Raw genomic sequence first — 15453 nt, forward strand, 5'->3', positions numbered from 1 at the left:
GAACGATGAAAACGGCGTCGGCGGGCCCCTCCCGGACAGGGGGCGCCCCGCCCGCCCGCGGCGCCGAACGGGGCCGCCGCAAGCCGGAGTTCACCTCCCGGCGCGGCTTCCTCATCGCCGCCTTCATGGCCCCGGCCGCGATCTTCGTGGCGGTCTTCACGTACTACCCGATGATCGCCGGCAGTCAGATGGCCTTCCGTCACTGGAACCTGTCGGACCTGACCGACACCTCCTGGGTGGGCCTGAAGAACTTCCGCGACGTCTTCGCCGACCCCGCCTGGGACACCGTCCTCGCCAACACCGCCATCTGGGTGTTCGGATCGATCGTGCCCCAGCTGCTGATCGGCTTCGCCCTCGCCCTGTGGCTGCGCCGCAGGTTCCGCTTCCGCGGCCTCTACCAGGCGCTGGTCTTCTTCCCCTGGGCGATCTCCGGGTTCCTCATCGGCATCCTGTTCCGCTGGCTGTTCAACAGCGAGTTCGGCGTCGTCAACGACCTGCTCCAGAAGGCCGGGCTGATCGACGAGCCGGTCGCCTGGCTGGCCGACCCGCACAAGGCGATGTTCGCCGTGCTGGTCGCCAACGTCTGGTACGGGGTCACCTTCTTCGCGATCATGATCCTGGCCGCACTGCAGTCCGTCCCCGACGAGCTGTACGAGGCGGCGGCGCTCGACGGCGCCGGCAAGGTACGCACGCTGTTCCAGATCACCATTCCGTACATCCGGGTCACGCTCGCGCTCACCGTGCTGCTGCGGATCATCTGGATCTTCAACTTCCCCGACCTGATCTTCGGGATGACCGGCGGCGGACCGAACAACGAGACGCACATCGTGACCACCTGGATGATCAAGATCACGCAGCAGGGCGACTACGGCAGGGCCTCCGCGCTCGGCCTCGTCGTCGTCGCCACGCTGCTCGTGTTCGCGGTCTTCTACCTCCTGGCCACGCGCGAGAAGCCGGACCGGAAGCGAGAGGTGAAGCCATGATCGGCAAGGAGTCCACGGCCGGCCGGGCCGCCAAGTTCGCCTTCCTGGGGCTGTGGCTGGTCTTCACCGTCTTCCCGCTGTACTGGATCACCATCACGTCGCTCAAGGCGCCCGGCGAGATCTTCGCCTTCCCGATCGCCTACTGGCCCGAGCACTTCTCGCTGGAGAACTACAGCGGGCTGTTCGGCCAGGCCGACTTCGGCGTCTACCTCACCAACAGCCTCGTCGTCGCGACCGTCGCCGGCGCGGTGGCGACGGCCATCTCGATGCTGTCGGCGTACGTGCTGGCCCGATTCGAGTTCCGCACCAAGTCCGCGCTGCTGATGGCGGCCCTGGTCACCCAGATGATCCCGACCTTCATCGCGCTGGGGCCGCTGTACCTGCTGATGACCGACCTCAAGCTGGTCGACAACCGGCTCGGGCTGATCCTCGTCTACATCGCCGTGTGCATCCCGTTCTGCACGGTGATGCTCCGCGGCTTCTTCGAGAACATCCCGGACGCCCTGGAGGAGGCCGCCATGATCGACGGCCTGTCCCGGTTCGGGGCGCTGTTCCGGGTGCTGCTGCCGGTGATGCGTCCCGGGATCGTGGCCGCGTTCATCTTCAACTTCGTCAACTGCTGGAACGAGCTGTTCCTGTCGGTGACGCTGATGAACAGCGACAGCAACAAGACCGTCCCCACGGCCCTGAACGGGTTCATTTCCAGCTTCAACATCGACTGGGGCTCGATGTCCGCGGCGGCCGTCCTCACCATCCTGCCCACGATGCTGCTGTTCGCCTTCGCCAGCCGCCACATCGTCCAGGGGCTCACATCCGGCGCGGTGAAGGGCTGAGACGCGCCTGCCCCTGACGGTGAGCGCTGCCGGGTGCACCATCGACCGGGGCCGGCCTGTGGTGGACTTGGAGGCATGGAAGCGCGCGTGGTCGGGGTCGACATCGGCTCGGTGGCGCTGGGCAGGTTCGCCTGGGCCGCACTCGACGTACCCGCGCTGTCCCTCGCCGGCCAGGGGGCCGACCCCGAGACGGCGGTACAGGCCGTGATCGCGCGCCTGGCCTCGGGCGGCCGGGCCGCGCTGGTGCTGGAGGCGCCCATGTCCGTACCGGTTCCCGCGACGGACCGGGCGGACGGGTGGCAGGCGCTGGGCCGGGCCCGGTCCGGCGAGGGGAACCGCCCCTGGTCCGCGGGCGCGGGCGCCGGAGTCCTGGCCACCGGTGTCGCGCAGGCCGCGTGGATGCTGGGGCGGCTGGCCGAGGTGGTCCCCGGCACGCCGGCGACCACTCAACCGGACCGGTGGGTGGCCGCGCACGGCCCACGGCTCCTCCTGGCCGAAGCACTGGTGTCCGGCACCGGCAAGCCCGTGCCGACGGCGAGTGGACCGCACGCGGCCGACGCGGAGGCGGCCGCCCGGGCTCTGGCCGAGCGGCTCGGAGACCTCCCGGGGCTCGTCTCCGACGTGCGCTGCGCCCCGCACCGGCCGTTCAACCTGCTCGCCGCCGCCGCGACGTGGGCGGGCCTGGACATCCACCGGGACGAACTCCACCTGGACGTGTCGGTCCTGCGTGCCCGTCCGCCGCTTCCCTCTGTGGGCCAGGACGACCCCGCGAGCGCCGCGTCCGCGGACGTACAGGAGTAGCCGACCACGCTGAGCCGCTGGGGTGGCCCGGTTGGCCCTGTCGGGTACTCGGTGGACCGACCGATGGTGGAAGGCATGGACCGCCTTGTACCTCCGTTCGACACCCCGACCTGCCCCGACCCGGAAGGGATCCCCATGTCCGTCGACACGCAGCAGGCGTCCGCCCGGCTCACCGAGGAGGACCTGAGGGCGCTGGACGCCCACTGGCGCGCCGCGAACTATCTCGCCGTCGGCCAGATCTATCTGCTGGCCAACCCCCTGCTGACCGAGCCGCTGCGCCCCGAGCACGTCAAGCCCCGGCTGCTCGGGCACTGGGGCACCTCCCCGGGCCTGAACCTGGTGCACACCCATCTCAACCGGGTCATCAAGGCCCGTGACCTGGACGCCCTGTGCATCTGGGGCCCCGGGCACGGCGGACCCGCGGTGCTGGCCAACTCCTGGCTGGAGGGCTCGTACAGCCAGACCTATCCGGACATCACCCGGGACGCGGACGGCATGGCCCGTCTGTTCCGGCAGTTCTCCTTCCCCGGCGGGGTGCCCAGCCATGTGGCACCCGAGACGCCGGGCTCCCTCCACGAGGGCGGCGAACTGGGCTACGCGCTGTCGCACGCCTACGGTGCCGCCTTCGACAATCCGGACCTGCTGGTCGCCTGCGTGATCGGCGACGGCGAGGCGGAGACCGGGCCGCTGGCCGCGTCCTGGCACTCGAACAAGTTCCTCGACCCGGTGCACGACGGTGCCGTCCTGCCGATCCTCCACCTCAACGGCTACAAGATCGCCAACCCGGCGGTGCTCGCCCGGCTCCCCGAGACCGAGCTCGACGAGCTCCTCAAGGGGTACGGCCACGATCCGATCCATGTCACCGGCGACGACCCGGCCGCCGTCCACCGGGGCATGGCCGAGGCCATGGACACCGCCCTGGACCGGATCGCCGCCCTTCAGGGGGCCGCCCGGGAGGAGGGCGCCACCGAGCGGCCCCGCTGGCCGGTCATCGTGCTGCGCACGCCGAAGGGCTGGACCGGCCCGGCCCAGGTCGACGGGGAGCCGGTGGAGGGCACCTGGCGCTCGCACCAGGTCCCGCTGTCCGCCGTCCGGGACAACCCCGAGCACCTGCGGCAGCTGGAGACGTGGCTGCGCTCGTACCGGCCCGAGGAGTTGTTCGACGAAGACGGCCGCCCCCGGGAACAGGTGCTGGCCTGCGTCCCGGAGGGAGTACGACGCCTCGGCGCGACCCCGCACGCCAACGGCGGTTTGCTGCTGCGCGAGCTGCCCTTGCCGCCGCTGGAGCGGTACGCCGTCGAGGTCGACAAGCCGGGCGCCGGCCTGCACGAACCGACCCGCGTGCTCGGCGAGTTGCTGCGGGACGTCATGCGGGCCACCTCCGACCGCCGCGACTTCCGCCTGGTCGGCCCCGACGAGACCGCCTCCAACCGGCTCCAGGCCGTGTACGAGGCCAGCGGCAAGGCCTGGCAGGCACAGATGCTCCAGGTGGACGAAGACCTCGACCGGCACGGCCGGGTGATGGAGATCCTGTCCGAGCACACCTGCCAGGGCTGGCTGGAGGGCTATCTGCTGACCGGCCGGCACGGCCTCTTCTCCTGCTACGAGGCGTTCGCGCACATCGTCGACTCGATGGTCAACCAGCACATCAAGTGGCTGCGCGTCACCCGCCGCCTGTCCTGGCGCGCCCCCATCGCCTCCCTCAACTACCTGCTCACCTCGCATGTGTGGCGCCAGGACCACAACGGCTTCTCGCACCAGGACCCCGGCTTCGTCGACCACATCCTCAACAAGAGTCCCGAAGCGGTACGCGTCTACCTGCCGCCGGACGCCAACACCCTGCTGTCCGTGGCCGACCACGTCCTGCGCAGCCGCGACTACGTCAATGTCGTCGTCGCCGGCAAGCAGCCCAGCTTCGACTGGCTGTCCATGGAACAGGCCAAGGCCCACTGCGCCCGCGGCGCCGGCATCTGGGACTGGGCCGGGACCGAGAACGGCACCCGGGAACCCGACGTCGTGCTCGCCGCCGCCGGCGACGTGCCCACCCAGGAAGTACTGGCCGCCGCGCAACTGCTGCGCCGCCACCTGCCCGAGCTGTCCGTACGCGTGGTGAACGTCGTCGACATCGCCCGCCTCATGCCGAGCGAGGAACACCCGCACGGCATGAGCGACTTCGAGTACGACGGCCTGTTCACCGCCGACAAGCCCGTCATCTTCGCCTACCACGGTTACCCGTGGCTGATCCACCGCCTCGCGTACCGGCGCAACGGCCACGCGCACCTGCACGTGCGCGGCTACAAGGAGATCGGCACCACGACCACGCCCTTCGACATGGTCGTCCGCAACGATCTGGACCGCTACCGCCTCGTCATGGACGTCATCGACCGCGTCCCGGGCCTCGCGGTGCGCGCGGCCGTCGTACGCCAGCGGATGGAGGACGCCCGGCTGCGCCACCACGCGTGGATCCGCGAGCACGGCACGGACCTGCCCGAGGTCGCCGACTGGACCTGGGACGGCTGAACGGCTCCACCCCCCTCAAGCCCGCCCGTGTGCCTCCTGCGAACGTCGTGCCAGTGAGTCGATGACCACCGCGGCGAAGAGCACTCCGCCCGTGATGACGAACTGGACGGCGGCGGGTGTGTCCGTGATCGCCATGCCTGAGGCGATCGACTGGATGACCAGGATGCCGAGCACCGCGTTCCAGGTCGTACCGCGTCCGCCGAACAGGCTCGCGCCCCCGATGACGGCCGCGGCGATGGCGTTGAGCAACAGGACGCCGGAGCCGGAATTCTGGCTCACCGAGGTGATGCGCGAGGCCAGGAACAGTCCGCCGACCGCGGCCATGGTGCCCGAGACGGCGAGCACCGCGGTCTGCACCCACGTCACACTGAGGCTGGCGCGCCGGGCCGCCTCGACGCCGCCGCCCAGCGCGTAGACCTGCCGCCCGTAGCGGGTGCGGCGGAGCACGAGGTCGAGACCGGCCACGATCAGAAGGAAGAGCAGGAGCGCGAGCGGCAGACCCTGGAACCGGTTGAGCAGATACGCGGTGGCGAACGCGATCACCGCGAGGACTCCCGTACGCATCCAGATTCCCCGGAGCGAGCGGTGCGGCATGCCGAAGGCCCTGCGGCGACGTCTGTCCTGGTGGGCCACGAGGAAGACCAGACCCGCTCCGACCGCCGCCACGCCGTAGGCGACCCCGTCGTCGCTGAAGTAGTAGCTGGTCAGTTTGGCCACCAGCCCGTCCTCGTCGAGGTTGATGGTCCCGCTGGTCCCGAGGATGGAGAGCATGAGGCCGTTCCAGGTGAGCAGTCCCGCGAGGGTGACGACGAACGCCGGTACTCGGGTCTTGGCGACGGAGAAGCCCTGAACGGTGCCCGTCACGGTGCCCACGAGCACCGCGATGATGAGAGCGAGCCATTCCGGCACGCCGTTGTTCACGTTCAGGACGGCGAACACGGCAGCCGCGAAGCCGCTGATCGAGCCGACCGACAGGTCGAGTTCACCGAGCAGCAGCACGAAGACGATGCCGACCGCGATCAGCCCCGTGCCCACGATGTCCACGCTGAGGTTGGAGAGGTTCCGGGGCGAGAGGAACTTGTCGTTGAGGGCCTGGAAGATGATCCAGACCACGGCGAGAACGAGGACGACAGGGAGTGAGCCCAGTTCACCGGCGCTCAGCTTGCGCCGGAAGACGGCGGTCCAGCCCTCCACCGTGCGGACGACGGCCTGCGTCCCGATGGAGGAGGGGAGAGTCGGCACGAAGAACGTCTCCTTCCCGGAGCCGGACCTGGTGGGAACCGGCCCGTCAGGTCAGTCCGGCCTCGGCACAGGCGGCTTCGAGCCCGGAGGCGCAGATCTGCTGGATCGTGTACACGCCGTCCTTCACCAAGGTGTCCTCGATGGTGGCGACGGTCACGGACACGGGGGTGAGCAGGACGGCCGGAACCTCCCCGTCACCGGCGGTCCGCACCGTGTCCGTGGCGATCCCGGCGAAGCTCTCACCGCGGGCCGCGGCCACGGCCAGGGCGGCTCCGGCGGACGCCTCGGGCCGGAAGGGCTTGTAGACGGTCATGTACTGATCGCCGCCGACAATGCGCCGTACGGCTCCGAGTTCGGCATCCTGCCCGGTGACAGGAGGCAGCGGGTCGACCTTGTTCGCCTTGAGGGCGGCGATGCTGCCTGCTGCCAGGCCGTCGTTGGCGGCGTAGACCCCGTGGAAGGTGTCGACGCCGAGGGCCGAGATGGCGCTGGACATGTTCATGTTCGCCGTCTCCGACCTCCACTGGAGCGTGTCGTACTCCTTGCCGATCTTCACTGTCCCCTCGAGCACGGACAGCGCACCTTTCTTGAACGCATCCGCGTTGGGGTCGCTGGGATCGCCATGCATCATGACGATCTGGCCGCCGCGCACCCTGTCGCCCATGGCTTTCAGGAGTGCCCTGCCCTGGAGCCTGCCGACCTCCTCGCCGTCGAAGGAGACGTAGCCCGCGATCGGACCCTCGGCCAGGCGGTCGTAGGCGATGACCGCGATGTCCGCCGCGTCGGCCTTCCTGACGGCGGGGGCGAGCGATCGGGCGTCCACGGCCACGAGCACGATGGCATCGACACCCTTGGTGATCATCGATTCCATCTGTTCCTGCTGGATGGCCACATCGCCCTTGGCGTTGGCGTGCTCGACCTCGCAGTCGGCACACAGCTCCTCGATCTTCGCCTCGAGCAGGGGCCTGTCCTGTGCCTCCCAGCGGTCTGTGGTGGCGTCCGGCAGGAGCAGACCGATCCTCGGCGCGTCGTCCCCGCCGGCGTCGTTCCCGGCGTCGGGCCCGCAGGCCGCGAGCGCGACGGCGGTGGAGACGGCGGTCACGGTGAGGGCCGCCTCCCGTGTGCGGGCCTTCATGGGAAAGACCTCCCTTGCCCGGTTACCCCTGACGGGCCTTGGACGCACCGGAGCCGGACGTCCGCCTCGAACGCGCCGCGTGGAAGCGGCAGGACGACCACGTGGTCAGTTTGGCACCGGCCGCGGTGATCTGCGAGCGCAGCGACACCGGCCATCGGCGGCGGGGAGCGGCGGGGAATCGGATCCGGCGTCGGCGCGCAGAGGCGGCAAAGAGTCGGCGGCAGAAAAAGAGATCTGTCCGTTTACTCCGCATATGAGATTCTGGTGGGTGACTGCTCAGCTCTCTCAGTGTGCCGGCACCTGCGGCATGGACGGGAGGTACGTTGCGGACATGCCTCACGACGGCCATGCCCAAGCCTCAGGCACGAAGCTGCGGGCATCCGAGGCCGGCACGGCGGGCAGCGACTGGCCGCCTCCGATGCCGGAGACGGCCGTGAGCGAACGGGCCCTGACCTTCGCCGGAGCGGAGCTGGCGGCGCTCTACGTGCTCGACGCCGGGGACGAAGAGCTTCGGTTGGCGGAGACGGCCGGATGTGCCACCTCCTGGTACGGGCTGCCGGAGAGGTTGCCGCTGTCCGGTGGCTCGCCCGCGGCGCACGCCTTCCGCGCCGACCGGCCCCTGTGGCTCACGCCCGCCGCACTCACCTCCTACTCCGAGGGTGTGCCCACGCCACCGCGAGCGGAGGTGTCGCTCGGCGCCCTGCCGCTCTCAGCGGACGGCGGGCGACTGGGCTGCCTCGTCGTCATGGGCGGTTCCGTGGACGGCTTCGAGGCCGAGCAACGCCGCTTCCTCACGCGGTACGCCGACGCGCTCGCCGGCATACTCCAGGCCCGGACCGGTCGGCCCGATCCCTCGCCGGTGCTGTATCCCGCCCTGCGGAGTCTGCACGTCGGCTCTTTCGCCCTGGTGCCGGACACCGGCCTGATCGAGGCGGACGAGACGCTGCTCGAACTCGTCGGCATCGCGCCGGACGACTTCGACGGCAAGGCCGACACCCTGCTCGCGCACGCCTTCCCCGAGGACATGCACGCGCTGATGTCGATCGTGGAGCCCACCAGCCAGACGTACGGCCGGCGGGAGCTGGAGTTCCGGGTCCGGCGCCCCACCGGCGAGATGCGCTGGCTGAGTCTGAGTTGCCGGGTGGCGGCGGGCACCGAGGCCAGGCCGGAGCAGGTACTGGGCGTGGTGACGGCGACCTCTGTCCTGAGCCGGAGCGCCGACGACGTCTCCCGGATCCAGTGGCTGACCGCCGCGCTCGACGCCGCCGCGTCGGTCCGTGACGTCGGCCGAGTGGCGGTCACCGCGCTGCGTGAGCCGCTGGACGCCGACCACGTGGCGCTCGCCGAGCTGCGGGACAACCGGCTCATGGTCACCGTGCTCGATCCGCCGCAGCCCACCGCCTGGCCGGAGCTGTGGCGTTCGGAGTGGCGCTCGGAATGGCCCGACGTGCCGGTCGGCGCCCTGCCCACCCTCCAGCGGGCCCTCCAGGACGGACGTATGGACCTGTGGCCCGCCGGTTCGGCCTTCGAACCCGGCCTCGCGGGCGTCGGCAACGGAGGTCTGGCCGTGCTGCCGCTTCCCGCCAAGGGCGGGGTCGCCGGTGTGTGTCTGGTCGGCTGGGACCAGGCGCACGAGTTCGTCCCCGAGGAACGGACCCTGCTCACCGCCACCGCCGCGCTGGTCGGACAGGCCCTCAAACGCGCGCACGCGTACGACGCGGAGCAGGAACTCGCGACGATGCTTCAGCGCAGTCTGCTGCCCCGACGCCTTCCCGAGCTGCCCGGGTGCACGGCCGTGGCACGGTATCTGCCCGCCAGGCGGGGCTTGCAGGTGGGCGGTGACTGGTACGACGTCATCGCCCTCTCCGAGGACCGGGTGGCGCTGGTCATCGGTGACGTGCAGGGACACAGCGCCGGAGCCGCGACCATCATGGGTCAGATGCGTACCGCGGTCCGGGCGTACGCGGTGGAGGGGCACCCGCCCGACGTGGTCGTGTCCCACGCCAACCGCCTCCTCGTCGGCATGGAGACCGACCTGTTCGCGACCTGCTGTTATGTGGAGCTGGACATCGAGGAGGGCAACACCCTTTTCGTCCGGGCCGGCCATCTCTCACCACTGGTGCGTCATCCCGACGGAAGTACCGAGGAGATACACGTCGAGGGCGGGCTTCCGCTCGGCATCCTCGCGGAGGCCGAGTTCCCCATGACCGCGCTCGCGCTGGCCCCCGGCACGGTGCTCGCCCTGGTCACCGACGGCCTGGTCGAGGCCTCCGACCTGCCCCTGGACGAGGGCATGCGCCGAACGCGCACCGCACTCGCCGCGGCCGACCCGGCGGACCCGGGACGCATGGCCGACGAACTGCTCGGCGACGTCGGCCGACGCGACGACGACGTGGCGCTGTTGCTGCTGCGCTACGACGGCATGAAGACCCGGCCGATCCGGGCCGGCTGGGTGGTGTGGCGGCTGCCCGACGCCGTCATGCACGCCCGCCGTTTCACCGCGCGCACGCTGCGCCGGTGGAGCGCCGAGGAAGCGGCCGACACGGTGCTCCTGGTCGTGTCCGAGCTGGTCACCAACGCGCTGGTGCACACGCAGGGCCCGGTCCGGCTGGACCTGACGCTCCGCGGTGACCGGGTGCGGATCTGTGTCAGCGACTCCTCACCGCGTGCGCCCGCCAAGCCGGTGATCGTGGACTGGGAGTCGACCGGCGGTCGAGGCCTGCTCCTGGTCGAGGCGATGTCGGAGTCCTTCAGCACGGTGCCCGTGGCCGGCGGCAAGCAGGTGTACAGCGAGATCATCGTGCCGCGGCGCGAGCAGGCCCCCGCGGGCTCGGAGCCCCGAGCGGAACGAGGGGGTCTGCCGTGAGGACACGTACCTGGCGAACCGTGGCGGCGTTCCTCGCCGGACTCATGATGATCCTCCTGTCCGCCTGCGGAGGAGACGACGGGGCGGGCGGCGACAAGGCGGACACGGACGGCTTCACCGTCGGCCTGCTGCTGCCCAGCCGGGCGCTTCCGCGCTGGGAGCAGTCCGACAAACCCTTCATCGAGCAGCAAGTGAAGGAACTCTGTCCCCGCTGCACGATGCAGTACGCCAACGCCGAGAACGACGCGACGAGGCAGCGGCAGCAGATGACCTCCATGATCACCAACGGGGCCGGAGTCCTGATCCTCGATGCCGCCGACACCAGGGCGATGCGCTCCTCGATCCGGGAGGCGCGGCAGGAGGGCGTCCCGGTCGTCGCCTACGACCGGCTCGCCGAGGGTCCGATCGCGGGTTATGTCTCCTTCGACGGTGAGCAGGTCGGCAGGCTCCAGGGCGAGGCGCTCCTGAAGGCGATGGGCGACGGGGCGAAGGACGCGAACGTCGTCATGATGAACGGCGATCCCACCAGTCCCAACGCGGCGTTCTACCGTGAGGGCGCGCTGTCCGTCCTCAAGGGCAAGACGAAGATCGCCAAGTCGTACGACACCCTGGGCTGGAGCACCGCGAACGCCCACGCCAACATGTCCGCCGCCCTGGCGGCTCTGGGCCCGGACCGGATCGGCGGGGTCCTGGCCGCCAACGACGGCATGGCCGCGGGCGTCATCGCCGCCCTCAAGGGCGCCCGGGTCGCGGAGCTCCCTCCGGTCACCGGCCAGGATGCCGATCTCGACGCGGTGCGGCGCATCGTCAAGGGCGAGCAGTACATGACGGTGTACAAATCCTTCCGGGCGGAAGCCGCCGCGGCCGCCGCCATGGCCGTCACCCTGGGGCGCGGCGAGGATCCCCGCGAGGTCGCCACGACGACGACCGACAGCCCCACCACCCAGGACATTCCCTCCGTCCTGCTCACCCCGACCGCGGTGACGGTCGACACCATCAGGCGGACCCTCGTCGACGAAGGCGTGTACACCGTGGACCAGATCTGCACCCGGGAACTTCGGCCCGCCTGCGAGGAGGCCGGCCTGACCCGATAGACCTGGGCCGCAGTGGTCAATGCCCGCGAGGGGTGTCGTCCTCGCCCGCTTCCAGGAGTGTGGCCGCCGCGCCGACGATCCGGGGATCGGGGCTGCCGACGACCTCCTCGTCCTTGTTCGCGTAGTCGAAGCGGGCCAGGACGCTGCGCATGGCCTCCACCCGGGCCCGCTTCTTGTCGTTGCTCTTGACCACCGTCCAGGGCGCCTGCTCGGTGTCCGTCTCGCGGAACATGGCGACCTTGGCGGCGGTGTAGTCGTCCCAGCGGTCCAGCGACGCCAGGTCCATGGGGCTCAGCTTCCACTGCCGTACGGGATCGACCTGGCGGATCGTGAAGCGGGTGCGCTGCTCGCCCTGCGAGACGGAGAACCAGAACTTGATCAGATCGATGCCTTCGTCGACCAGCATCCGCTCGAAGGCGGGCGCCTGCCGCATGAAGCGGCGGTACTCGTCGTCCGTGCAGAAGCCCATCACGCGTTCCACACCGGCCCGGTTGTACCAGGACCGGTCGAGCAGCACGATCTCGCCCGCGGTCGGCAGATGTTCGACGTACCGCTGGAAGTACCACTGCCCGCGTTCGCGTTCGGTCGGCTTCTCCAGCGCCACCACGCGGGCGCCGCGCGGGTTGAGGTGCTCGGTGAACCTCTTGATGGTGCCGCCCTTGCCGGCCGCGTCGCGCCCTTCGAAGACGATGACGAGGCGGCGGCCGGTCTCCTTGATCCAGCTCTGCAGCTTCAGCAGTTCGATCTGCTGGAGCCGCTTGTGCAGGTCGTACTCCCCGCGCTCCATGCGCTGGTCGTACGGGTAGTTCTCCCGCCAGGTGTCGATGGGAGTGCCGTCCGGCCGGATCAGCACCGGGTCGTCGTGGTCGGTGTAGTCGACCCGCAGTCCTGATATCAGTTCGGTCATCTCGCCCTCATGATCCATTGTCCGATGGAAGCAAGGACGGACGTACAACGGACGAACTCCAGGCAAAGCGTATGAGCGAACCAGGCGCGGGTACCGGGAAGTGAAGCACCACCCGCCTGGCGCATTCCGCATCGGGCGGTCCTGTCGGCGTCACGATGGGACGAAGCGATGCGCGACGACAGCATTCCCGAGGAACTGCTGGTGGCGGCCGCTCAGGACGCACTGCGCGACCTCAACCGCACGCCCGACGACCAGGCGGCGCTGGACACACTGGTCGCCTGCGACATTCTGGTTCCGGAGCCCGTCGAGTTCGTCGCCCACAACGACCTGGAGGACGGTCGGCTGACCCTGCCGGTGATCGACGATCCACCGCAGCCCCGTACGGTTCCCGTCTTCACGTCGGTGGAGCGGATGATCCACGCGCTCCCCGACGTACGCGTCGGCCATCAGGTGCAGCTCGGCCTGCTGGCAGCCAACTGGCCCACCGACGAGGAGCTGTCGCTCGCCATCGACCTCGGCCATCCCGATGACGTGCTCTTCAGCAGCCAGGACGTACGCACCGTGCTCGTGCCGCCCCGGAAGTGACCGGCGCCGGTCGTTTTGTCGCGCCGACGCGGGCTACTCGGGACCCCTCGACAAGGCAAGGAGGTGGGCGACCGTGCAGCACGACGAGTTCATCGGTCAGGTGCAGTCCCGGGCCCGGCTGGACAGCCGGGGTGCCGCCGAGCGAGCGACCCGGGCGACGTTGGAGACGCTGGCCGAACGCATCCCGGCCGGGCTGGCGGAGAAGCTCACCGCTCAGCTGCCCCAGGAGATCGGCGAGCATATCCGGCGGGTCGAGGCGGCGCCCGACGAGCTGACCACCGGGTTGCGCATGAGCCGCCAGGAATTCTTCGACCGGGTCGCCCAGCGGGAGGGCAAGGGGATGCCCAAGGCGATTCATGATGCCCGTTCGGTCATCGAGGTCGTCGGCGAGGCGGTGCAGGGACGTGTGACGGAGAAGATCCGCGACTGCCTGGACGACGAACTGGCCACCGTGCTTTTCTCGGGCAGTACCGGTTCGGTCGGCAGGTAATCCGAGCAAGGTCAGGCGAGTTCGGTCTGGCCAGTCCCGCCCTGTACACGCTGACGTACAGCGAGCCCACAAGGGCCACATCGGCGGCCGTGCAGGACGCGAGCCCGGCGGGTGCCGCCCGCGCCCTGCGTGCCTCACTGCCCGAGCAGACGACCCTCAGCCAGGCGGAGCAGCGCCTGCGCCTACTCGACGAGCTCCCACTCCTGTGAGCCGTCCGTGGCCGCGTTCTGAAGGGTCAGCGGCGCCCCGTCGGACGCGCCCGTCAGATACAAGCTCGTGTTCTTGACTGCCTGGAGTTTGTAGAACCCGTCAGCGGTCTTGACGAGATTCCAGCTGCCGGTGGCGCTGTTGTCGACCCACTGCCCGATTCTCTGGCCGGCTGTCGCGTTGCCGGTCCAGATGGCTGCCGCGCGGCCGCCCGACTTGTTCAGCAGCGTGACACCGCCCTGCGGCTCGGTCACCACGTGCCAGTACTGGGTGTCCACGTTCGTCACCGAACCGGGGTCCTCGAGGACGACGTCAGGAACGTCCCCGTTGCCGATGTTCGCGTCGTTGGTCTTGTTCCCGGTGCCGATCACCTGGTCGGTCTTCCGGTTCACCAACTGGTGGTAGGGGCCCTTCGAGTGACCGAGATCGACCTCGGCGTGGGCGATCGTCGATATGCCCTGGTTCCGCAGGATCGCGATGCGGCCGGTGCCCTCGACGTACTGGAGGTTGCGGCTGTACCCGGAGCCCAAGGTCGTCTGGTACTCCTTCCACACGCCGTCGCTGCGTCCGCTCTCGTTGACCCAGACGTTGCCGCTGCCGGCCGCGTTGTACACCAGGCGCCCGCCGGGAAGCCTGATGATCACCGGGCTGCCGCCGGTCGCGAGCGGACGGGAGCCGGTGTCGACCGGCAGTGAGGTGACGGACTCGCCGGTGGGGGAGCCGCGGTAGAACTCCAGCGGACTGGCGGCGACCCGGTACCTGGTGTTGGCTCCGCCGCCCCAGTACTCGTACGTGAGGAGCCACTTGCCGTCCGTCGTCCGGACGACGTTCGTCATGCCCGGACGCCCGCCGCCGATCTCCGTCTTGCCGCCTCCCATGTCCTGGGTCAGCCCCGCGAGGTCGACGACGGGAGCGCTCCACTGCGCGGCGCGCCCGTCCCAGGTCTTGTGGACGAGGATCTGCCCGTGCGAGTCCGTGGCCGTGTCGTTCGCCGGGTCCGCGGTGGGCACGCCGGTGGCCGGGTCGAAGCCGATGTAGTCGTTCTCGTCGGAGTAGTAGCAGACGAGTCGGCCCTTGTAGACCATCAGGTACGGCTCCCAGAGGGGATCCACCTGCTTGTTCGTGTTCGCGGCAGCGATGTTCTGGCCCACCGCACCCGCGCTGCCGCCCTGCCAGCCGCCCGTCGCGACGACGTTGACGACCTTCCACGTCACGCCTTCGTCGGTGCTGGAGTACAGGGCGATCGCCATGTCCCGGCGGTCTCCGTCGTTGGACGGCGTCCAGTTCGGGTCGGCCGCCTTGTGCTCGCGGTAGTAGGCGTCGTCGCCGGATACGACGCTCGCGAGCAGCAGCGTGCCCTGCTTCAGGTTCCCGACGTCCTGCGGCAGCGTGTAGAGGTACGGGTTCGTCCAGTTGCTCGTGTACTTCGCGTACTTGGCGTCGCTGGAGAGGTACGCCGGAGCCTTGACCTCCGACAGCGGCTGCCACGACGTACCGTGGTCGTCGCTCTTGTACACGGGGAGCGTCTGCCGGTCGGCGCTGCCCGTCGCCGGCACGACCGTGGACTTCTCGAACGACGCGACCAGGCGTCCGCTGGGCAGTTGCGCCGACTTCGGGTAGACCGCGCAGTTGCCCCGCCCCTTCAGGCACGGTTCGTTCCCGAGCTGGTACAGGATGCCGCCCGTGGGGTTGTACGCCTGCGCACTGGTCATGGGCATCGCCAGCATCGCGGATGCCGCGGCGAAGGTTCCCAGCGCTCTACCCAGTCTTCTTCTGTGCATAGCCCCTCC

General features: G+C 69.8%; 12 protein-coding genes. 8 read left to right on the plus strand and 4 right to left on the minus strand.

What is annotated here, in order from left to right; translation table 11 throughout:
- The first annotated feature begins 5 nt into the window (after positions 1–5).
- The 4 genes from AB0I77_RS21470 (at position 6) to AB0I77_RS21485 (ending at position 5137) form a co-directional block, all read left to right on the plus strand.
- A complete protein-coding gene (locus tag AB0I77_RS21470; RefSeq protein WP_363284230.1) occupies positions 6–983 on the plus strand; it encodes a sugar ABC transporter permease in 978 nt (325 codons plus the stop codon).
- Complete coding sequence (locus AB0I77_RS21475) at positions 980–1816, plus strand: carbohydrate ABC transporter permease (RefSeq protein ID WP_363284231.1); 837 nt, start codon at positions 980–982, stop codon at positions 1814–1816. Before AB0I77_RS21470 ends, AB0I77_RS21475 begins: the two co-directional genes overlap by 4 nt.
- A 75-nt stretch (positions 1817–1891) precedes the next feature.
- Positions 1892–2617, plus strand: coding sequence for a hypothetical protein (locus AB0I77_RS21480; protein WP_363284232.1), 726 nt, complete (start codon positions 1892–1894; stop codon positions 2615–2617).
- 135 nt (positions 2618–2752) lie between these two features.
- Positions 2753–5137 (plus strand): phosphoketolase family protein, encoded by a 2385-nt coding sequence (locus AB0I77_RS21485; RefSeq protein WP_363284280.1) that lies wholly within the window; start codon positions 2753–2755, stop codon positions 5135–5137.
- A 15-nt stretch (positions 5138–5152) separates the two neighbouring features.
- Here the strand turns inward: AB0I77_RS21485 and AB0I77_RS21490 are convergent, their stop codons facing one another.
- Positions 5153–6358: a sugar ABC transporter permease gene (locus AB0I77_RS21490; RefSeq protein ID WP_363284281.1), complete on the minus strand. Its 1206-nt coding sequence runs from the start codon at positions 6356–6358 to the stop codon at positions 5153–5155.
- Between the two features lie 67 nt (positions 6359–6425).
- Positions 6426–7514, minus strand: coding sequence for a substrate-binding domain-containing protein (locus AB0I77_RS21495; RefSeq protein ID WP_363284233.1), 1089 nt, complete (start codon positions 7512–7514; stop codon positions 6426–6428).
- A gap of 418 nt (positions 7515–7932) precedes the next feature.
- On the opposite strand from AB0I77_RS21495, the gene AB0I77_RS21500 reads away from it, so the two are divergent.
- Both AB0I77_RS21500 and AB0I77_RS21505 read left to right on the plus strand, forming a co-directional pair.
- The gene (locus AB0I77_RS21500) at positions 7933–10380 is read left to right on the plus strand and encodes a SpoIIE family protein phosphatase (RefSeq protein ID WP_363284282.1); all 2448 of its coding nucleotides are present in this window, start codon (positions 7933–7935) and stop codon (positions 10378–10380) included.
- Positions 10377–11474 (plus strand): substrate-binding domain-containing protein, encoded by a 1098-nt coding sequence (locus AB0I77_RS21505; RefSeq protein WP_363284234.1) that lies wholly within the window; start codon positions 10377–10379, stop codon positions 11472–11474. Before AB0I77_RS21500 ends, AB0I77_RS21505 begins: the two co-directional genes overlap by 4 nt.
- Positions 11475–11490: 16 nt before the next feature.
- Here the strand turns inward: AB0I77_RS21505 and ppk2 are convergent, their stop codons facing one another.
- Positions 11491–12381 carry a polyphosphate kinase 2 gene (gene ppk2, locus AB0I77_RS21510; protein WP_363284236.1) on the minus strand — a complete coding sequence of 297 codons (891 nt, stop codon included), beginning with the start codon at positions 12379–12381 and terminating at the stop codon, positions 11491–11493.
- A 168-nt stretch (positions 12382–12549) separates the two neighbouring features.
- On the opposite strand from ppk2, the gene AB0I77_RS21515 reads away from it, so the two are divergent.
- Together AB0I77_RS21515 and AB0I77_RS21520 are read left to right on the plus strand one after the other, a co-directional pair.
- The gene (locus tag AB0I77_RS21515; RefSeq protein ID WP_363284237.1) at positions 12550–12966 is read left to right on the plus strand and encodes an SseB family protein; all 417 of its coding nucleotides are present in this window, start codon (positions 12550–12552) and stop codon (positions 12964–12966) included.
- A gap of 73 nt (positions 12967–13039) precedes the next feature.
- Positions 13040–13456, plus strand: a complete 417-nt coding sequence (locus AB0I77_RS21520; protein ID WP_363284238.1) for a DUF2267 domain-containing protein — start codon at positions 13040–13042, stop codon at positions 13454–13456.
- A 182-nt stretch (positions 13457–13638) separates the two neighbouring features.
- Here AB0I77_RS21520 and AB0I77_RS21525 read toward each other — a convergent pair whose 3' ends face one another.
- On the minus strand, positions 13639–15444 hold the full coding sequence (locus AB0I77_RS21525) for an RICIN domain-containing protein (RefSeq protein ID WP_363284239.1): 1806 nt from the start codon (positions 15442–15444) through the stop codon (positions 13639–13641).
- Positions 15445–15453 lie beyond the last annotated feature (9 nt).

This window comes from Streptomyces sp. NPDC050619 (assembly GCF_040654815.1).
GTDB lineage: Bacteria > Actinomycetota > Actinomycetes > Streptomycetales > Streptomycetaceae > Streptomyces.